Genomic DNA, 20,419 nt, shown 5'->3' with positions numbered 1-20,419 from the left:
TTAGTCGGACAATAATGATTATTTTTGTAAAAAGCAGTATTTCTCCATTAGATTTATTGTACCATATGGAATTGAAATTAATTGATCTATTTGTATGATATACTGCTTTTTACAAATTAAAATAATGACACTTTTGCATACTTTTTCATTCCGCCAGAATACCTCTAATTATTGGACATTGTGAATGCTTTTTACGACTCCTATGCACCCCATACCGAGGCTATTATAGAGACCTGCACCACCATTCAGTAACAGCTCCAACGCCTCAGCTGTGCCCTGCACTCTTAACCCAAAATTCACAAACCCCCGAATCTTCGTTTCCTCCGGCGTCCCGGACTTGATAGTAATGAGTCGTGATTTGGGCGGCTTTTTGCAAAAGACAACCTCCATTCCGGCATTTGCAAAGACCGCATCAGCACTCTCCGACCCATAAACAGTTTTATACTTTTCTTTCCAGTTATACAACAACAGCTGCACAAAATCCGGATGCTCCGGCGACAGGAAATCATAATACCCCCGGTCATTCTTCAGACCGCAAACCACGGGAGACAGAGGATGCAGCAGGCAATGCGCTGTATCGGTTTCCTTTAATGACGGGCATGGCGAAGGAAGTGCCTGCACCTGCTCCACGATAAAACATACCCGGCTTTTCTTATCCGCAATCTCTATAGTCTGAGATTGAAACAATCCCTTAATAAAGTGTTCCGCCGCCTCGGGCAGGTGAAAGCACACAACAAGTTCCGCCCGATCGCTCAGGAGTCGGAACCGGTCTCCTTCTATTTTAAAAGGTATTTTAAGACTGGAAAAAGTAAAAAGCTTAAAGGCTTTTAGCGAACCGGCTTGCTGATATCCTTTATCATGGAGAAAACTGGCATAGGCAGCATCTCCCCGTTGGATAATCCTGTAGATGGCCGCCGATAACGGATATTGATAGTTAGCCGGGAGAAGAGAATTGTTCTCTTGGGTATTTAAGGTCAGGTTAAAGCGCATATGATCATTCCATATCGGCCTCGTAAAAAGGCGAATAGCTATTCCCGGCGTTTAACCAGGCAAGTTAACTATCCGGATCGCATATTAAGGGATTTCAAATAAGAGGGCTTCAGTTCGATGTTCTAAAATAGAACGATTTTTTCTATTTATTATAACTATAGTCTAATATTTTTTTTAATTATTTGTAAAAAATTATTCTCAAGGTAATTCACGACTGCCGGGACCCGGCCCTTGACCTGAATATCATTCGTAAAACCTGGTCTTTGGTAAAATAGGCCACCACCCATCCATACAGGGTTTTAATCTTATTGTTATAATTGACTAACGAGATCAGGTGAATAAATAACCACCCCAACAGTCCTAATAAACCCCTTAGGTGAAGCCTGTGCTTGAAAAGATCTGCATAGGCGTGACGGCGTCCTATGATCGCCATCTCCCCGCGGTCAAAATACTTGAAGGGTTTCATGGGCCGGCCTTTCCCGGCACGCCGGAAGTTTTTAGCCAATGTTTTTCCCTGCTGAATCGCGGGTTGGGCCAGCTGCGGATGCCCTTTCGGATAGGCCGCGTCCGTCTCCTGAATACTGATGTCGCCGATAGCCCATACATTTTCCAGATCCTTCACCTGATTATATACATCGGTAATCATTCTGTTGCCTGCCCCGAGGCTGGTTGAAGGGATCCCTTTATATACATTCGCGGTGACGCCGGCTGCCCATATCAGTGTTCTGCATTCAATGGGGTCTCCTTCTGAAAAGTGAACAGTGGTTCCGTCGTAACTGGCCACACGGGTGTTTAACCTGATCTTGACCCCCAATCTGGAGAGGGTTGCATAAGCATCGGCATGTGTTTTGTCGCTCATCGGCGCCAGTAGCGCCGGCGACCCGTCGACGATATGGATCTCGGCCTCCGAATTTTCCAGTTCCGGGTAATCTTTCCACAGAATATATTTGCGCATCTCCGCCAGCATGCCGGCAACCTCCACGCCCGTGGGGCCTCCCCCGGTAATAACGATGGTCAGGAGCCTTTTCCGTTCGGCAGGGTCCTGCTCCACCGCGGCTTTTTCCATGGTCTTTACCAGCTCATTGCGCATGTAGATCGCATCGTCGATCCCCTTTAATGAAAGGGTCTTTTTTCGCAGCTCTTCATTACCAAAGAAATTGGTCTTGCTGCCGGATGCAAATACCAGATGATCATAGGATAGCCGGCCGTTGCTCAGCTCAATGGTTCTGTTTACGGTATCCACGCTTAAAAGCTTCGCCATTCTAAAACTGACGCCTTTATCTCTAAATAGCTTCCGGAACGGATAGCTGATACTGGAAGGGTCCAGAAATGAGGTGGCTACCTGATATAATAAGGGGGTAAAATAATTGTAGTTGTTTTTGTCCACCAGGACAACCTCAAAATCCTTGTTTTTAAACAGCTTTATGACAAAGTTCAGCCCTGCAAATCCACCTCCAACGACAATCACTCTTTGTTTGTTACCGGCTCCCTTTCCGGAGCCTTTTTGAAAATTCGCGCTCATCTGAATGAGGATTAAAAAGTGAATCAACTAAACGCATGCATATAAACAGGCCTTTTATCATTAATCCCGGAAAAATGCAGCTGTTAAATATCTTACGGTCAAAGAACTAAGCTACGTAAAATTTTGAAAGCGCCGCAAAGCGCTGGCAGCCGTAAAATAAAGCTGCGCCTACCCCACCGCATCTATCTTTCCATCGACGTCGAAATCTTCTTCGGTCATCTCCGAATACAGCCGCTTGTTCTGGAGGATGCTCAGGATGGTGTCCAGCGTGTCGTCGGTGAAGGCGATCTGCCCGTTTTCGAAACGGATGTCCCAGTCCTTGGCCCGGCTGATACGGCGCATGCGGGAGAGGAACTTCGGATTGCGGTAATAGCCGAGGTCTTTTATGAGCGCAATCTTCCGCAGGTAACGCTGGTTATTACCCACCTTGCTGAGCAGAAGATCCATATTTACAAAGAGATCGAGGTCCTTTATCTCTTCGTACAGCTCACGCGCTTTGGCCATCATGCCGTCGCGAAAATTCAGCCCCCGCTCAAATTCCTTTTTGGAGTGGATAAACAGCGTCTCTTTAAAATGGATCAGGTCTACCGTAGACGCAATGCTGAACACGTTCTCCTCCTCCAGGTCCACAAAGCGCTTTCCGCGATACAGCAGGGGGATCAGCCCCCGCGTCCTGCGCATCTTCCAGCTTTCGGGGAGGGTCTTAAAGCCGGTTACCTGTATGCCGTCCTCATTTCTCAGCACGATAAGATAGGCACGCGCTTTTACCAGCTCGTCTATGTCTTCGATCACGTCCTCCTCGGGGTTCAACGCCAGCAGCTGACCGAATATCCGGGGGAAATCCGTTTCGTGGTAGTCGATGGCGCGGAGCTGGTCGGGCTCCGGCTCGGGACAGTCGAAGCTATAAGCGGACACGGTATCGTGCCGGCTGAGCTGATCGGTGATAATACCGCGGAGGCGGCTTTCCAGCGGCTTGTCGATCGGAATGTATTTTACCGAATACCGGGATATCCGGCGCTGCTTGTATTCCTTGACCAGGGCCAGGGTTACATCCATGGCGTTCAGGTCCGTGTCTTTGAGCTCGTGAAGTAGGGTTTTAGGGGACATTGTCTTGCTCCTGTTTTTCGGTTACAAAATAGAGAAAGCGGGTCAGGCTCCGCAGATAGTAACGACGACCGGGATGTAAAGCATACCGGCTGATCACCACGGTTGAAAACTGCCGCCCGTCCATCAGGTATTCCAGGTCATACAGCCCGTAGCCCGCAAGGGACAATAGCGGATTGATGAATACCGACTGACTGGTGATCGTCAGCAGCAGCAGGATCAGCAGAAATATCAGCAGCGAAATAACGTCTCCGGAATCCGAAAGGCTGACCCCGAAAAATGAGATCATGTAGGGTATGGTATAGCTGATCACATCTACCGAACGGTTCCTGACCGATACCACCGTTACGCTCATATTGCCCCGCTGTATGCCCGCCACGGTGGCAAACAGCAGGACGATGCTCAGCAGGGTAACGCCCAGCATCAGCAAAACGGGCAGGGGATGGCCGAACCGGTGTGCTTCCCGGAAATCAAAATCTCTTACCGCCAGGATCAGAAATAACGGCGAGTATGCGCTGATGAACAGCAATACCGCGGTGAATGTCCTTGGTTTCATGCGCTGTACCGGTTTTATACCAAAATACAACCCCGGTACGCAATGTATTTACACAGGTAGTTATTTTGCCGCAAGATGGCGGATCGCCCGGCCGGCAAACCGGTTACCTGGCTGCCACATGGTAGATCACCCCCGTCGGGCTGAGTGCGCCGACCGTGTCCTGGGTGACCATATACAGCTCCCGGTCCTCTCCTTCGCCGAAGCTGTTAATCTTAAAAGGAAGCGTGGTATCCGGCCTTCCTTCGAACCGGCAGCGGTGCCGTATCCATTGGTCTCCTTTTTGCTCCAGATAGAAAGCCCTGCCGCTCCAGTCGCCGAAGACATACCTGCCTTGCAGCGCCGGAGACCGGCTGCCGCGGTACACATATCCGCCGATAAGACAGACGCCCGTGCTGTGTTTGTATTCGGTAATGGGCGCAATAAACCCGCCGCCATCGCCGTACAACGACGTATCGTGCACATGAGAAGCCTCCATGACCCTCCACCCGTAATTACCGCCTTTGCGGATAAGATCCACCTCTTCGTAGTTGCTTTCTCCCACATCCCCGCAAAACAGTGCTCCGGTGGCCGCATCAAAGGAAATGCGCCAGGGCATGCGGAACCCGTAGGCCCATATTTCCGGACGGGCTTTTTTATCCACAAAGGGGTTGTCATCCGGCACCCGGTATGGACTTCCGTGATCCACATCGATACGGATGATCTTGCCCAGCAGCTGATCCAGATCCTGGCTGTTGCCGGCTTTGCCATGCTTGTCCCCGCCATCGCCAAAGCTCATGTAGAGGTCTCCGTCTTTGCCAAAAGCAATGTTGCCGCCGTTGCGGTTTTGCGCGGGCTGATCCACCTCAAGGATGACCCTTCCGGTGGATTCCGCTTTATCCGGGTTATCGCGCGACACACGGAATTCCTCCAGCACCGATTTGTTGGAAAACCCTTTTTTGTGCGAAGGAGCAATATAGTGCACAAAAAAGCGGCCGTTGTTTTTGAAGTCGGGATGAAAGGCAAAGCCCAGCAAGCCCATGTTCATGTATTTGTTTTCCATGTGCACGAGGGAGGACCGTATATCCAGGAAAGGCGTTTTTAACAGCTTGCCGTCTTTGATGATACGGATACGGCCGCCTTGTTCTCCTACAAAAAGCCGTCCTGAACCGTCGTGTGCATTTTCAAGGGCCACCGGCCCGTCCAGGCTGTCGGTTATCTTTTCAAGCGTAAAGGTCAGCTTGCTGTCTCCCGCTGTCCGGTCTTGCTGTGCAGCATTGGTTTGCTGTCCCCCCGAGGGACTGTGGCAGGCGCTGCCGGCAATCATAAAGGCACAGATGACAATGGCCGGATATACTTTCCTGATCATGGGTATACGGTTATAAAAAGATATATCAGGCCTGCCCGCCGGAAACCCTGCGGTGACAGCTTGTCTGGTATTTCAAAGGGAACCTGATGAAGGGACAAGATACGGCTGTTTTTATAATCTTTGGTATTTTGCAATCCGGCAATCCATACCGCCGATCCCAAATGAAGCAGCTCACCTTCAGGAAAACCAGGATAGCGCCCACCCCCAGCGGATATCTGCACCTGGGAAATGTGCTGTCGTTTGCCTTCACGGCGGCCTGGGCACAGCAGACCGGCGCCCGGGTATTGCTGCGTATCGACGACCTCGATCAGCCACGGATACGCCGCGAGTATGTACAGGATATCTTCGATACGCTGCATTTCCTTAAAATTTCCTGGGACGAAGGCCCGCGGGATTACCGTCAATACGAGAAGGACTATACGCAGCTGCGCCGCATGGACCTGTACCGCACAGCCCTGCAGCGGCTGAAGGAGCAGGGGCTGATCTTTGCCTGCACCTGCTCCCGCACGGAGATAGCGGCGCGCCGGGCACAGCACCGGTTTGCGGATGTATGCCGGGACAGGCGCATACCACCGGAACAGGAAGAGGTCAGCTGGCGGCTTCATACGGATCCATCCGCCATGCTGACTGTTTCCACCCCGCAGGGCACGGTGACAAAGACAGCCTTGCCTCCCGCTATGACGGACTTCGTGGTGCGGAAAAAAGACGGATTCCCCGCCTATCAGCTGACTTCTGTTGTGGATGATGATCATTTCGGGGTGGACCTGGTCGTCCGCGGGGACGACCTATGGCCTTCCACCCTGGCGCAGCATTATTTATCCGGCCTGCTACCGGGCAATACCTTCCGCCGGGCCGCCTGCTACCATCATCCGTTGCTGCAGGATACCAGGGGACGCAAGCTGTCCAAATCCGCCGGCGACCTTTCCATACGGTTTCTCCGGGAAGCGGGAAAAAAGCCTGCGGATATCTGCAGCCTGATCGCGCTCCGGCTGGGGCATGCTGAGCCGGTAAAGAATTTTTCGGCTTTGCTGGAGATCATCGCACAGCAGATGTGATATGCTCCGTTCGCTTTTTTTCGCAGAAATGCTTTTTTTACCGGAAATTTGTATCCTCACCTTTTAAATACGGAATGATGACAACCTCACAGGAAACCCAGGTAACAAACGTAAAAGCTTTTGGAACAAATGCAGCGAAAGAGACCCTTTCCCAGATGACCATCGCCCGCCGCCAACCTACGGCGCACGACGTAGAGATCGAGATACTGTATTGCGGCGTCTGTCACTCCGATCTGCATCAGGCCCGGAACGAATGGCACAACACCGTTTATCCCTGCGTACCGGGACATGAGATCGTGGGACGGATCGTCAGCACCGGCGACGCCGTCACCGGTCACAAGGCGGGCGACCTCGCCGCGGTAGGCTGTATGGTGGACTCCTGCAGGGAATGTGACCCGTGTAAAAACGGACTGGAGCAATATTGCGAAAAAGGATTTACCGGTACCTATAATGGCCGCGACAAATACCTTCCTCAGCGAACCTATGGAGGCTATTCCCAGCGCATCGTCGTGGATGAGCATTTCGTACTGCATGTTCCGGAAAACCTGGATCCTGCGGGCACCGCGCCGCTGCTCTGCGCGGGTATCACCACCTATTCTCCCCTGCGGCACTGGAAGGCCGGTCCCGGCAAAAAGGTGGGCGTCATCGGCATCGGCGGGCTGGGGCATATGGGCGTCAAGCTGTCGCATGCCATGGGGGCGCACACCATCGTCTTCACCACTTCGGAAAGCAAGAAGGAAGACGCGCTGCGGCTGGGGGCAGACGAGGTGGTATTGTCCAATAATGAAGCAGAGATGCAGGCGCGGACGGGCAGCCTCGACCTCATCCTCGACACGGTCTCGGCGCAGCACGACCTCAACGCCTACCTGCAGCTGCTGAAGCTGGACGGCGCACTGGTGCTGGTGGGTCTGCCGGAGCATCCCCTGCCCGTAGAGCCGTTTAACATGGTCCACAACCGGCGGAGCTTTGCCGGGTCGAGCATCGGCGGCATCCCCGAAACGCAGGAGATGCTGGATTTCTGCGGGGAACATAATATCGTTTCCGACATCGAGCTCATCAACATCCAGCAGATCAACGAAGCTTATGAGCGCCTGCTGAAAGGAGATGTGCGTTACCGTTTTGTGATCGACATGAACTCCCTGAAGAGCTGACACTCGGCTGTCGGTATATATACCGCCCTTTATTGATAGAAGGCGGCGGCGGTCTGTGTTTTCTCCACCCACATGCCCGAATTGGCCCGGAGCACATATTCGCTCAGCCCCACATGCGCGGAGCCGGGCGCCCAGTCGTAGGTATACCCTAGCCGGGTCCAGGGATAATGGTATCCCCCGGGATTGAGCGGAGCATAATAGGAAGAGATGATGTAGGCGTTAAACCAGGTTTCATAACCGGCGGGATTGCCGGACACCAGGTCGCCCGGAGCGGTAGTGGTCGTTATCGAGGCATTGCCGGCCGGCCGGAAGAGCTGTTCCGACCTTACCCATACCTGTGCAATATGCGTGTTGCTGGTCGAGCTTTCAGGCGGCAGCCCCAGCAGCTGGCAGATACGCTGTATGGTATCGGACTGCGCCGTAAAGCCGGGGGTAAGGCGCTCCTTCATCTGCTCCGGTATGAACAACCAGGATTCGCCCCAGCTGTTGGTAATGGAATCTCCTTCGGGATAGCTGTCCGGGTACTTCATAAAAGTCGCCATCAGCACATATTCCTTCCCGTTAATGGTTTTCCACTGAAGATGAACGTCCTGTTTGTCAATTGCCCAGAGCGTATCGACGATCTCGGTGGAGTCGGCGACCATCGCATCGGAAACGGCATCTGCATACAGCTGCGCTTCGGAAGGCGGGGGCGGGGGTTCAACGTCGTCTTTTTTACAGCTGGCGATAAAGAAGATGAGCAGGCAGGCAAGCATGGCAAAGCGTTCCGCTTTTACCGGGTAAAGGTTTTTCATAGAATGGAGTTTTCTTATATGGATTATTAAGATGATGCAAAATAATCATTTTCCTTTATTTTCAAGCGTTTGTTTTTTGTGCAAAAGGCGGATAAATTTTATCTTGCTATCCGTTATGCCGCCTGAGCTTCACCCGGCACTATTTCCGCCCTGCGGGCAAACACGAAAAAATGATCCCTATGCGTAAAGATCTTCTGGTTTTCAGTATCGGCTTTTTATTCCTGCTGGCGGGCGGAACGGCGCCTGCATTCGCGATGCCCGGCCGCGCCATACCGGCCACGGCGCCCGCGCCGGTGGACAGTGCGCTGCTCGGCCGCTGGGACATCACGATCGATTGGGACGGCCATCCGGCGCCCTCCTGGCTGGAGATCCGGCAATCCGGTAATCATACCCTGGTAGGATCCTTCGTAGGCACTGCCGGCAGCGCACGCCCGGTATCCAAGATAAATTCTGCACAGGGCCGGTTCAATTTTACCATCCCGGTACAGTGGGAAAGCGGCGACCGCGATATTGTGATAGAGGGAGTACTGGAGGGCGATGCCCTTACGGGCACCCTCACCACCAGCGAAGGCAAAAAACATTCCTGGAAAGGCGTGCGCGCGCCTTATCTGAAAAGATCATCCACTCCCTCCTGGGGCAAACCCGCCAACCTGTTCAACGGGAAAGACCTGGAGGGCTGGAAAGCATCGGGGGAAAATCAGTGGGTGGTAAAGAACGGTATCCTCATCAGCCCGCATTCGGGCGCTAACCTGATCTCGGAGCAAAAGTTCACCGACTTCAAGCTGCACGTGGAGTTTCGCTACGGGAAAGGGAGCAACAGCGGCGTATACCTGCGCGGCCGTTATGAGGTGCAGATAGAAGACAATCCTCCGTCGGCGCATCCTACCAGCGAGCTGTTCAGCGGAGTGTACGGCTTCCTGCGGCCCAGCGAGATCGCTGCGCTGGGTCCTGATCAGTGGCAGACCTACGACATCACCCTCACCGGTCGGATGGTAACGGTAGTGGCCAACGGGAAAACGGTGATCAGCAACCAGGAGATCCCCGGCATCACGGGCGGCGCGCTGGACAGCCATGAAGGCGAACCCGGTCCCATCTATATCCAGGGCGACCACGGCCCTATCGAGTTCCGGAAGATCGTCATCACCCCGGCCCGGTGAACCCCGGCGGTAACGGCCTGTGGAATTTCAGCACCGGATAAACGAATACCCTTACAACCTTTGCAGGGGCGTCAGCTTCAGCAGCTTCACCGCATGCCGGTTGAGGGAGCAGGAATAAGTGTTTGCACGGTTCGCCACATCTTTCTGCCGCCACAGATCCCGGACCGTACAGGGATCTTCCAGCCCGAGCGCTTTAAGGTCCAGCTGATAATCCACCGGCATCTCACCCAGGTTAAAAATGCCTACCGCAACGGAACCGTCCGCCAGCGGCTTTGCCCATACCTGCACCGTGCCGGCTTCGATTACCCGGTGCGCCTGGCGTCCCAGCACATCCTGGTTGACCCGGATCACTTCCCGGTTGGTCAGCAGGTTCAGGGTAAACTTATCCAGCCGGGTGAGGTCGGCGCTGATGATCAAAGGAGCGGAGAGCAGACTCCACAGGGACACCTGCAGGTACTGCTCGTTGGGAGACAGGTAAGTGGGCCGTAAATTCTTGCTCCAGCCTACGTACCCCACCACCAGCTGATCCGGATCATTCCAATGGCCCGGTCCGGCATATTTTTCCTTGCCGGCCATCCCGAACCCGATCTCGCTGATGCTGGACCAGGTATCCCGCACGTCGCTTGTGGTGCGCCACATATTACCGCCTACCGACGCCCCCCATTTCCATACGTCGCCCCGTCCATACTGGCAGATGCTGAAAAGGATGTCGCGGTCAATACCGGAAAGCGCATCATGCATGACGATATAGGGCTGCTGAAGGCTTTTGAGTGACTGGTCGGGTGCGATCAGCGAATATCCGCACCAGTCGTATTTGAGAAAATCGAAACCCCAGGTGGCAAACTGCCGGGCATCCTGTTCTTCATGTCCGTAGGCGCCGATATAGTTCTGACAGGTTACATGCCCCGGCGAGGTATAGATCCCGGCTTTCAGACCAAAGCCATGGATATATCCGGTAAGGGCCTTCATATCCGGAAAATCCTTGTTGGACAGGATCCTGCCCTGCTCATCCCTTACCCTGCCCACCAGCTCCTGCTCATCGAAGCGGATGCGGCTGAGCCTTCTCCGGAGGTCTTCTTTCGCCTCGTACTTCTCCGCGATCTGGTCATTGATCTTAAAGACAGGGTCATCAGGGCCGGGTCGGTTCATCCAGCAATCATCGATATTGATATAGCTCCAGCCGTAATTGATCAGGCCGCTGCCGACCATCGCGTCTACCGCCTGACGGATATCCTTTGCCGTTACATCGCTTCCGAAACAGTTCCAGCTGCACCACCCCATCGGAGGCGTCAGGGCAATGTTGTCCCCGACCTTCAGGGTAAAGCGGAGGGAATCTTCCCCTTTTCTACTGACAGCGTGAAAAACCATCACATGATCTCCCGGCGTATTCACCACACCCCGGATCACCCCGGATGCTTCGTCGAAGGTACAGCCGGCGGGCAATCCCGTAACCGAGAGTTGGACAGGCGCTTCGCCCGTAACCGGGACTTTGTAAAGGACAGGATGACCGGGCCGCACACCATATACCGCCGGGCCGTTTATCCTCGGAGCAGTACCCGCAGCGGGCGTCAGGATAACGTATTCCTTCTCCCGGGAATCCAGATAGCGTTTCCTCGCCACCAGCACATCCTTCAGGTTCCTGAAGGTCTTTTTTCGCAGCACAGGCTGCACGCCCCTTTCGTGACAGGAAACTACATAGCCCTGCACGTAGTGCCTGCCCAGCAGGTCAAAGGAAAAACCCTGGTTGTGAAAGTTCCATATGCTGTCCCTTTCTTCCCAGCTCATCTCAAGCGCCGCGCGGCGTGCCGGAAAACTTTCCCGTAAAAACTTCCACAGGGCTACCTCCTTCGGATCGGGATGGTTCTTCCGCACCACCCAGGGATGCGCCAGCGTCCTTTCCTGACGCTTTACTTCCAGCATCGTTTCAAACCAGCCTGATTTACGGACAAACACTGCCGTATCCTGCTGTGCGGAAACGGTATGCGGCGCCAAAAGGGTCAGGAAGCATACAATAACGGTAATCCTTATACGATAGATCATGACAAAATCCATTTACAGTAACAAAATACAGGCAGCCGCCTGCCGGCAGATCGCCTTACGTTATCTTCTGGTTGAGCGTATAGATCGTTAACCCGGTCACACTGCGCTTTCCGGGAACCAGCAGGCTGCACAGATAACCGATCACGAAGCAGGCGACAAAGCCTATCGCGCTGTAAAGCCAGAAATTGATCCGGGTCTCGGTCTGTATAAAATACAGGATGACGCAGCTGCCGATAGCGCCGGCCAGGGCTCCCGTGCCGTTTGTTCTTTCCGTAAAAATGCCCAGCAGGAAGAGCCCGGCCGCCGCGCCGATGAACAGTCCCGTCATTTCGGTAAACACATCCAGGATGGACTTGATATTATTTTCGAGCAGCAGCAAGGCGATCAGCGTAGCGACCACACCCAGCATCGCCGTCGTGCTCCTGGCAAATACCAGCTTTCGTTTTTCGCTGGGATTCCGGGAGAAACGGGCGTAGAAATCCGTAGTAAAAATGGTGGCCAGGCTATGGATATGACTTTCTATCGAGGCCATAGAGGCGGCAAAGATCCCGGCGATGATCAGGCCGCTCAATCCTTTGGGCGCCCGCTGGGAAATAAACTGCGGCAGCACGCCGTCTGTCGGCATGGCGGGATTGAGCAATCCCGGATGGGATTTATAGAAAATATACAGGGCCGTCCCCAGCAGGTAAACGATGATGGCCCAGGGCACGGAGACCAGCACATCGACCCACAGGGATTGCTGCGCAGCCTTCAGGCTTTTCGTGGTCATATACCGTTGTACGATCGCCTGATCGGATATCAGGTTGCCGAGCCTGTTGAAGATGTTGCCGATAAGGATAACGCCAAGCGCAGAGGAGGTGAAATCCAGGTCGAGCGAGCCGAAGCTGAACTTATTGTTGTCCATCGCTACAGCGAAGAAGCCGGGTAATCCCCCGTCTACATCCCACAAGGCCAGGATGATGCAGATCACGGCGCCGCCCATCAGCAGCCCGGTCTGCAGCACTTCTATCCATATCACGGCCTCAATCCCTCCCAGCACCGTGTACAGGGTGCTCAGCCCGCCCATGATCAGGATGCAGGTAAAGGTATCGATGGGCGTCACCGCCGATAGGGCCACGGCGGGCAGGTAGATCACCAGTCCCATCTTCCCGATCTGGTAGCAGCAATAGATAACGCCGGAGAAAAGCCGGACGCTTACGTTGAACCGCCGTTCCAGATACTCGTATGCGCTGGTGACATCCAGCTTGCGGAAAAAGGGAATAAAGGCCCAGGTTACGATGGGCACCACGAGAAACCAGGTCCATACGCCGGAAAAATAGCTCCAGTTGGAAGCATAGGATTTTGCCGGGATGCTCATGAATCCGATGGCGCTCACCTGGGTGGCCATAACGCTGATGCCCGCCGCCCAGAAGGGGATCCGTTTGCTCCCCCGGAAGTAATCGTCCGCACTGTGCTTTTTCCGGGAAAAGTAATAGCTGATCCCTCCGAGGATAACGAGGTAGATCAGGATAGTAGCATAATCGATGAAGCCGAACTGGCTTTTCTTCGCTACCAGCATGGACCTCGCCTGCTGGATATGCGCCGTCCGCTGTCCGGGCCGGAGCTCGCCGCCGATCACCAGTATCCTGTTCTTTACCCTGACCAGGGCCGCGCCGGCCACGCCCTCCGGCATCTGTCCCACGCTGACCCAGGTATTGGTGATAGCGTGATAAGCAAGGATATCCCGCGCCATCTCATATTTATCGCCCATGGCGATGGCCGTTGCCGCATCGGGACCCGCAGATCCTCCCCACAGCAGGATATGGCCCTGTCCGTAGGTCATGGTCCGGGCGAAGAAGGCCGGACGGGGAGGGTCTTTCAGCTTTACCCATTCGCCTGTACCGTCAGCGCGAAGGGGATATTTATACAGGTCGGTGCAGTAGACATCCCCGGACTTGCCGCCTGTCAGAAAAATGCAGTTGTATTCGCCGTCGTTCTGCGCCGCCAGCGCCGCGCCAAAGCGTCCTCCGCCCGGCAAGCCGGGCAGGCTGTCCCAGGAGGAGGCCGTCGCTTCTCCGTCGGGCTCCCCGTCAAGGAGCAGGGACCAGAAGCCGGCGAGCGGCACACGCTCCGCCGTCATGCCGCCCGCTACATATATCCTGGCGCCGGACCTTACGGCAGCAGCGCCGGAGACGGCTGCCGGCAACGCCGGATAATCCTGCTTTACCGTAATGGCTTTTTTCGCAGCATCCCAACCCAGCCAGAACACTTCCTTCCGGGGCGCCGAACCGTCTGTGCCGCCCAGGCACAACAGCCCGTTGTGATAGGGCACCATTGCGGCATCGGTGAGCGGAAAGGGAAGCCTGCCCGCCTTTATCCAGGTGAGGGTATCCGCCGACGGATCGGTACAGACATAAATATCGTCATAGACCTTTTTCTTTCCGCCCTGTTGCAGGGGACGGTCAAAATTGCTTCCGCCGGCCACGATCAGGACGCCGTTGCTCATCCCGGCTATCATTCCGCTCAGGCCTCTTTCCACGGGCAGCTGACGCTCGCTTCCCCAGCCGAACCATGTCGTATGGTCCTGCGCCCTGCCCTGCACCATACAGCACAGCAGCGCAAGAAAGGTCGGTAAAAAGCGAACAGTACCCTGTATCCAGTCAGCGTTATCCTTCATGTCGGCAATAGCGGTATAAGCGGTCAACGGTCTTATATGATCAGCAGCGGCCGGCCGGAGCCGGTCACCATCCGGTGTTCTGGGTGAGCTTGCCCTTCGACAGCAGGATCTCCGTATTGGGTATCGGCAGCAGGTAATGCTTCTCCTTGGCCTTGGGCAATACGGAAAGCAGCCGTTTGGTCCTGATCAGATCAAAGAAGCGATGCCCTTCGTAGGCCAGCTCTACCTTTCTTTCTTCCAGTACGCTATCCCGGAACGACGCCTGGGAAAGACCGGACAGATCGGCGGGGTAGTCCGATACGGAGCTGCCATTGCCATGCCGCGCCCGGGCCCGGATGGCATTGATCATCGCATAGGCGTCTTCCGTACCGGGACCGCCTATTTCATTCAATGCTTCCGCCCGCATCAGGTAAACATCTGCCAGGCGGAGCACCACATAATTGGTCCCGAAGGCATAGCCGGACCGGGTAGTGGATTCGGGGTTGATAAATTTCCGGGCAGGGCTGGGATATGGAAAAGGCCAGCTCGTATAATACAGGTCGTTACCATCGATATCCTTTCCGCTGGTGATAAAGGTGGATGCCTTACGGTAATCCTGATCACTAATGCTGTTGTAAAAATCCCGGTCGCCGCCGAACCAGCTTTCGCCTGTCGCATTCTCCGGAACCAGGCCATAGACGCCGCTGGGCAGGGCAAACTGGGCTGCACTGGTAAAGCTGCCCCCGATCTCCCGGTCCCCGTTCCACTCAAACAACGACTCGGGGTTAAACTCATGATTCGCGCCTATGGCCTGCTGAAAATCGTCCATCAGATGAAATGCAGACATGCCGATCACTTCTTTGCAAAGGTCAGCGCATTTTTTGTAATCCCCTTCCTGCGCCGCTTCAGAAGAGGCGCGCGTAAGATACACCTTGGCCAACAGGGCGGTTACAGATCCTTTGCCGGCGCGGCCGTCAGGATTCTTGTCCGGCAGCACCGCCTTTGCATCCTCGAGATCCTGAATTATAAAGTCATAAACATCTTTCACGGAAGCTCTTCCGACATAGGCGTCTTCCAGCTTCTCCACCTCATCCTTGACCAGCGGCACCTCGCCCCAGAACCGGACCAGGTTAAAATAGTTCAGCGCCCGCAGAAATTTTGCCTCGGCAATATACTGTTTCTTGAGCGCCTCGTCCATCGGAACGCCGGGTACCCTGCCGATCACGACATTGGCCCGCATGATGTCCACATAAATGGCGCGCCACAGGGTAAGAAAAGAGCTCAGCGTCGAAGAATAGCTCAGCGCGTCCATCTGCTTTGAGGCTGCATCGCCGGTGATCGTCACGCTTTCATCGGAGATCAGCGTCGGCACCAGGAACATAAACCTGGAGTAATAGGAGTTTTCGCCGAGCCCGCTGTAAACGCCCAGCAGGGCGGCATAAGCATCGTTGCCATCCTCAAAGTAATTTGCGGGTGACAAAAAGCTGTATGGCTTTTCGGTGATAAACTTCTTACAGGAAAAGCAGCTCAGTAATAATATCGTCAGTAAGAAACCGGTTATTTTTTTCATTGCTCAGGCTTTAAAAATTAAAAACCAATATTCAGACCCAGCACAACGGTCTTCGTGGTGGGATAGCCCACACTGCCCGTCTCAGGATCAAATCCGGGATAATCGGAAATGGTGATCAGGTTCTCCCCGGAAAGATAGACCGCCGTGGATCCCAGGAAAGGGATCAGGCTATGGGGAAAAGTATAGCTCAGCCTGATATTGCGCAGCTTGAAATAGGACCGGTCCACGATATCGAAAGTGGAATAGGAATAGTTGCTCACGCCCGGTCCCGGCACCGTGGCGGTTTCCGCATTTTCCGGCGTCCAGATGTTCACAAACTTTTTGTACTTGTTGCTGGTGAGGTCGGTAGGATCATTGAGCAGATCGATGTCGTCGCCCTTCCGGCCTACCGAGGATTCAACAAAGACCGTCAGGTCAAATCCCTTGTAGCTGAAAGTATTGGTCACCCCAAAGATATACTTGGGCATGGGCGTGCCGATAGGCAAACGGTCGTCGCCGGTAAACTTACCGTCACCGTTGGTATCGGCAAACTTCATATCGCCGGGTTTGGCATCGGGCTGCAATCCATACGCATCGATCTCCTTCTGATCGTGGAAGACGCCGAGGTAAACCTGCCCGAGCTTGGTGCCGGGGGCATAGCCTACAAATAAAGTAGTCGTGCCCGGAGATTCTCCCAGCGAGGTAAGCACCGATTTATTCCTGGAGAAGTTGGCCGAGAGATCCCACTTAAAGTCATGTGTAAGCAGCGCTGCCGACAGGTCGACCTCAAAGCCCCGGTTGTACAGGGAGCCCGTATTGAACAGTGCCTTGCTGCTGCCATAGCCCGAGGTGGCCGGTATGTCGATGCTGAAAAGCAGGTTCTCGGTCCTTTTCTTGTAATAATCGAATCCCACATTGATCCGGCTGTGCAGGAAAGATGCGTTCAGCCCGACATCCAGCTGCTTGGACTCCTCCCAGGTCAGATCCCTGTTGGCCAGGCTGGTCAGCCTTGCGCCCGACAGCAATTGGCCGCCCACGATATAGCTGGCATCCGTAACCAGCCGGGGCAGGGACTGATAGCTGCCCACCTCCTGGTTGCCGGTGACTCCGTAGGACACCCGCAGCTTAAGATCATCGAACAGGCCGAGCTGCTTGATGAATTTCTCTTCCGACAAACGGTATCCTGCGGCTACCGAAGGGAAATAGCCCCATTTATGCCCGTCGGCAAACTTGGAGGAGCCGTCGGCCCTGATACTGGCGGTCAGGAGGTATTTCCCGGCATACTGGTAGTTCACCCTGCCGATAAACGACACGAGGCTCCACTGGGTCTTCAGCGAGCTCACCATCGGCACGCCGGTAGCGCCGTCGATATTATTGATCCCCAGCCGGTCATCGGGAAACAGCGTCGGCTGATTGGTAGCGGAAAAGTCTTTTTCGGACTGCGTCGTCATACCCCCCAGCACATCGAACTTGTGCTTGCTGATCACTTTGCTGTAGGTCAGGGTATTTTCATTCAGCACATTGCTGACGCGACGGTTGGCCAGAAAACCCAGCCCTCCCAGTACGCCCCCGATATACGTAGTGCTTCTCGGATAATATTCCTTGTTGTCCGTATTGGTCATGTTGACGCCCACCAGCGATTTGGCAACCAGTCCGTCCAGCAGCTTATAGGACAGCGTGATGTTACCCGTAACATTATCCCGCTGCAGGTTGCCGTAAGTAGTTTGCAGGGAAGCTACGGGGTTTTCGAACTTTGTGGCGCCATACCAGGGCACAGTATTGAACTCGCCTTTGCTGTCATAGACCGACAGTATCGGGGAAGTAAGGAGCGCCCGCTCGCCTGCCGAACGCACATTCCCCTTTCCGGCCCCGTTTATGGGGACGGACTTGCTGTCTGTTTTGCTGTAGGCAAAGGTTTCGCTGACGGTGAGCCTGTCGCTGATATCCTGGTCAAAGTTGGCCCGGAAAGTATATCTTTTCATCCCGGTATTGATCACGATACCTTCCTGGTCATAAAAGTTACCGGAGATGTAGTACCGGCTTTTGCCCATGCTTCCGGACATCGATACCTGGTGGTTCTGCATCACGGCAGGCCGGAAGATCTCATCTTGCCAGTCGGTGCCTTTGCCCAGGCTGTCCGGATGGGGAAAAGGAATCGGGTTGTTGTTTGCCGCCGCCCAGGCATTGAGGAAAGCGGCATGTTGGGAGGCATTCATCACGTCTACTTTCCGGACCACCTGCTGAACGCCGAAATAGCCGTTATAGTTAACCCGCATCCCCCCGGCCTTGCCTCTTTTGGTGGTAATGATCACCACGCCGTTGGATCCTCTTGATCCGTAGATGGCGGTCGCAGAGGCGTCTTTCAGTATATCCACCGATGCGATGTCATTTGGGTTAAGCGAGGCCAGTGCATTGGTGGGTGTGGTGGTACCATAGGAAGTGCCGTCCGGATCCTGGCTGCCGTTATAATACGGCACGCCGTCGATCACATACAAAGGTTCATTCCCCGCATTGATGGAGCTGGCTCCGCGGATCCTCACCTCGATCTGGCCGCCGGGAGCGCCGGTGGTCTGGGTGATCTGAACGCCCGAAGCTTTTCCCTGCATCAGTTGCTCCAGCGTCATGGCGGGCTGATTCTCCAGGTCTTTGGCCGTAACCGATGATATGGCGCCGGTCACGTCCTTGCGTTGCAGGGTGCCGTATCCGACCACGACAACCTCATCGAGTTTCGATTCCTCGTTCTTCAGTACGATGTCGATACGGCTCCTGCCGCCGATGGCTACCTCCTGCGTGGCGTAATTCAGAAAGGAGAACACGAGCGTGCCTTCCGAAGCGGTTACGGGCAGGGAATACCGCCCCTGCTCATCGGTCACCGTACCGGTATTGGTATTCTTCAGCTTTACGGTAACCCCGGGCATCTTCTCCTGCTGGTCGTTGGTGACCGTACCGGACAGGGTTGTCCGCTGCTGTGCGCCGGCCTGCATCGAAATACAGATAAAGGCCAGGGCCAGGAAATGGAGTAGTTTTATCCTTTTCATCTGTTAATATTTGTCATTTTTATTTCGTTCGTACACTCTTTTCAAAAGGTCTCAATAAACACTTTGCATTTCAATAGTCTGACAACACCGGAGGGGTATCGAGACTGTTGTTTATCAGGAGGCGAGGTAAGCCCCGCCCGCATGCTTCCATCTGATCCGCTGCACCATCTATCCCCTGCGGCACAGACGATGGCTATTCCTTAAGATGGAGATGGACCGAGAGCCTGACGGAAGACTCCGCTCCGCTTACTTCTCCGCTTACCCGCAACCAGTTGCCGAAGTGGCTTACCCTGGCGAAGTAATGGCCGGGAGCATCGATCGGGGGAAAAACCGTGCCCTCGGGGATCCAGTTGATCCCGTCTGCGGAGATCTCTACCCTGGCCTGGAGCCGGGTGTTTTCTCCGTTGACTTCCTCGACGATGAGAAAAAAGATAGCTTCAGCGGCCCAGCCTGCTTCCATAGGATGCGAGGCCAGCTCATCTGTGATCACGATACGGCGCTCTACTGCCGATGCATAAAAATGTCTCATATAAAAACTTACTCTCCGGAGATTACAACAGAATCCACATAAAAGAAAACGCGCCTGTTCTGGTCGTTCTCAACCCAGATGCCCGGATTGAAAAGCCCCTTTATCTTGGCATAGGGAGCGGTGAGCGTAGGCGCCATACCCCGCAGATCGAATACGGTATTACCCGACTGCAGCTCCACATAGGTCCTTGTTTTGGTATCGATCAGGAGCCGCAGGTAGTTCCAGTTGATCTTGTCATCGCTTTCGTTATAGCACAGCTCCTGGCTCCCGCCCGGCACCCACTCGAACCCGTCTGTGGAACCGTCCGGCCGTCTTCTGCCGTACCACATGGCGTCTATACCGCGTTTACACCAGTCGTTCTCCACCCCATAGGCCCACTCCAGGTCGGTCACATCTGCCGCCCGGAAGACCTGCCATCTTTTTACCGCCTTACCGTTCACAGCGTTCAGGTAACGTGCCCCGATAAAATACCGGTGCGCTTCATCCTGTATGTCAAAAAAGACCCCGAAAGCCCGCACGGATTCCTCGCTCAGCCCTTCCCGGTCCTGCTCGGGTGTATAGGCATACCACATTTCAAACTGCCTCCGTCCTTCCGGAAGATGCGTGGTCAGCCTTTTGATCCCATGGGAAAGGCTCCCCGGGGCCGGCGCTTCCGTATAGCCGTTTGCGATAGGGCGCGTAGACAGCTTCAGGGAATAGGTGCCATTCATCGAGCCGTGGGTACCCGCCAGCCGGAAGCTCGCCGAGCTGAGCATAACGGGGCCCCATTGCGTTTTATCCACCTGGCTGTACCGGAGGGTGTTAAAGTTCTTTCCGACATAATTGGGATGAAGGTCCATCCACCCGCACATGCCCTTGTCAAAATCATCGTGACAGATGATACGGCTCAGCGGACGGTACTTGCATAAATCCTGATCCATTGCCACCAAATGTTCCATATAAGCGTTAGGTTTT

At 54.4% G+C, this 20,419-nt stretch carries 15 protein-coding genes; 3 read left to right on the top strand and 12 right to left on the bottom strand.

Annotated features, from left to right (window positions below; translation table 11 throughout):
• Positions 1 to 168: 168 nt before the first annotated feature.
• The 5 genes from cas6 to ABD851_RS15275 form a co-directional block, all read right to left on the bottom strand.
• Positions 169 to 990, bottom strand: coding sequence for a CRISPR-associated endoribonuclease Cas6 (gene cas6 / locus ABD851_RS15295; protein ID WP_344980852.1), 822 nt, complete (start codon positions 988 to 990; stop codon positions 169 to 171).
• A 208-nt stretch (positions 991 to 1,198) separates the two neighbouring features.
• Complete coding sequence (locus ABD851_RS15290; protein ID WP_344980850.1) at positions 1,199 to 2,512, bottom strand: NAD(P)/FAD-dependent oxidoreductase; 1,314 nt, start codon at positions 2,510 to 2,512, stop codon at positions 1,199 to 1,201.
• 168 nt (positions 2,513 to 2,680) lie between these two features.
• Positions 2,681 to 3,619 carry a Kiwa anti-phage protein KwaB-like domain-containing protein gene (locus ABD851_RS15285; protein ID WP_344980848.1) on the bottom strand — a complete coding sequence of 313 codons (939 nt, stop codon included), beginning with the start codon at positions 3,617 to 3,619 and terminating at the stop codon, positions 2,681 to 2,683.
• A complete protein-coding gene (locus tag ABD851_RS15280; RefSeq protein WP_344980846.1) occupies positions 3,609 to 4,172 on the bottom strand; it encodes a hypothetical protein in 564 nt (187 codons plus the stop codon). Before ABD851_RS15280 ends, ABD851_RS15285 begins: the two co-directional genes overlap by 11 nt.
• A gap of 103 nt (positions 4,173 to 4,275) precedes the next feature.
• On the bottom strand, positions 4,276 to 5,517 hold the full coding sequence (locus ABD851_RS15275) for a PQQ-dependent sugar dehydrogenase (protein WP_344980844.1): 1,242 nt from the start codon (positions 5,515 to 5,517) through the stop codon (positions 4,276 to 4,278).
• Positions 5,518 to 5,678: 161 nt separating this feature from the next.
• Here ABD851_RS15275 and ABD851_RS15270 point away from each other — a divergent pair, with 161 nt between their 5' ends.
• Both ABD851_RS15270 and ABD851_RS15265 read left to right on the top strand, forming a co-directional pair.
• Positions 5,679 to 6,572, top strand: a complete 894-nt coding sequence (locus tag ABD851_RS15270; RefSeq protein ID WP_344980842.1) for a glutamate--tRNA ligase family protein — start codon at positions 5,679 to 5,681, stop codon at positions 6,570 to 6,572.
• A 77-nt stretch (positions 6,573 to 6,649) separates the two neighbouring features.
• Positions 6,650 to 7,723, top strand: coding sequence for an NAD(P)-dependent alcohol dehydrogenase (locus tag ABD851_RS15265; RefSeq protein WP_344980839.1), 1,074 nt, complete (start codon positions 6,650 to 6,652; stop codon positions 7,721 to 7,723).
• Between the two features lie 29 nt (positions 7,724 to 7,752).
• On the opposite strand, the gene ABD851_RS15260 is transcribed toward ABD851_RS15265, so the two are convergent.
• Entirely contained in the window at positions 7,753 to 8,517 is a 765-nt protein-coding gene (locus tag ABD851_RS15260) for a hypothetical protein (protein ID WP_344980837.1), read from the bottom strand.
• 179 nt (positions 8,518 to 8,696) lie between these two features.
• Here ABD851_RS15260 and ABD851_RS15255 point away from each other — a divergent pair, with 179 nt between their 5' ends.
• The gene (locus ABD851_RS15255; RefSeq protein ID WP_344980834.1) at positions 8,697 to 9,674 is read left to right on the top strand and encodes a 3-keto-disaccharide hydrolase; all 978 of its coding nucleotides are present in this window, start codon (positions 8,697 to 8,699) and stop codon (positions 9,672 to 9,674) included.
• Positions 9,675 to 9,725: 51 nt separating this feature from the next.
• On the opposite strand, the gene ABD851_RS15250 is transcribed toward ABD851_RS15255, so the two are convergent.
• The 6 genes from ABD851_RS15250 to ABD851_RS15225 all read right to left on the bottom strand — a co-directional run bounded on the left by ABD851_RS15250 (position 9,726) and on the right by ABD851_RS15225 (position 20,403).
• Complete coding sequence (locus ABD851_RS15250; RefSeq protein ID WP_344980832.1) at positions 9,726 to 11,714, bottom strand: glycoside hydrolase family 27 protein; 1,989 nt, start codon at positions 11,712 to 11,714, stop codon at positions 9,726 to 9,728.
• Between the two features lie 55 nt (positions 11,715 to 11,769).
• A complete protein-coding gene (locus ABD851_RS15245) occupies positions 11,770 to 14,370 on the bottom strand; it encodes a sodium:solute symporter family transporter (protein ID WP_344980830.1) in 2,601 nt (866 codons plus the stop codon).
• Between the two features lie 64 nt (positions 14,371 to 14,434).
• Positions 14,435 to 15,919, bottom strand: a complete 1,485-nt coding sequence (locus ABD851_RS15240; protein WP_344980828.1) for a RagB/SusD family nutrient uptake outer membrane protein — start codon at positions 15,917 to 15,919, stop codon at positions 14,435 to 14,437.
• Positions 15,920 to 15,936: 17 nt separating this feature from the next.
• Positions 15,937 to 18,936, bottom strand: a complete 3,000-nt coding sequence (locus ABD851_RS15235) for a SusC/RagA family TonB-linked outer membrane protein (protein ID WP_344980826.1) — start codon at positions 18,934 to 18,936, stop codon at positions 15,937 to 15,939.
• Between the two features lie 193 nt (positions 18,937 to 19,129).
• Positions 19,130 to 19,465 carry a hypothetical protein gene (locus ABD851_RS15230; RefSeq protein WP_344980824.1) on the bottom strand — a complete coding sequence of 112 codons (336 nt, stop codon included), beginning with the start codon at positions 19,463 to 19,465 and terminating at the stop codon, positions 19,130 to 19,132.
• An 8-nt stretch (positions 19,466 to 19,473) separates the two neighbouring features.
• The gene (locus ABD851_RS15225) at positions 19,474 to 20,403 is read right to left on the bottom strand and encodes a DUF6772 family protein (protein ID WP_344980821.1); all 930 of its coding nucleotides are present in this window, start codon (positions 20,401 to 20,403) and stop codon (positions 19,474 to 19,476) included.
• Positions 20,404 to 20,419 lie beyond the last annotated feature (16 nt).

The sequence above is a fragment of the Compostibacter hankyongensis genome, from assembly GCF_039541075.1.
GTDB classification, from domain to species: domain Bacteria; phylum Bacteroidota; class Bacteroidia; order Chitinophagales; family Chitinophagaceae; genus Compostibacter; species Compostibacter hankyongensis.
The sequence above is the reverse complement of the archived record's forward strand: the minus strand, read 5'-3'. Positions and strand labels throughout refer to the sequence as shown.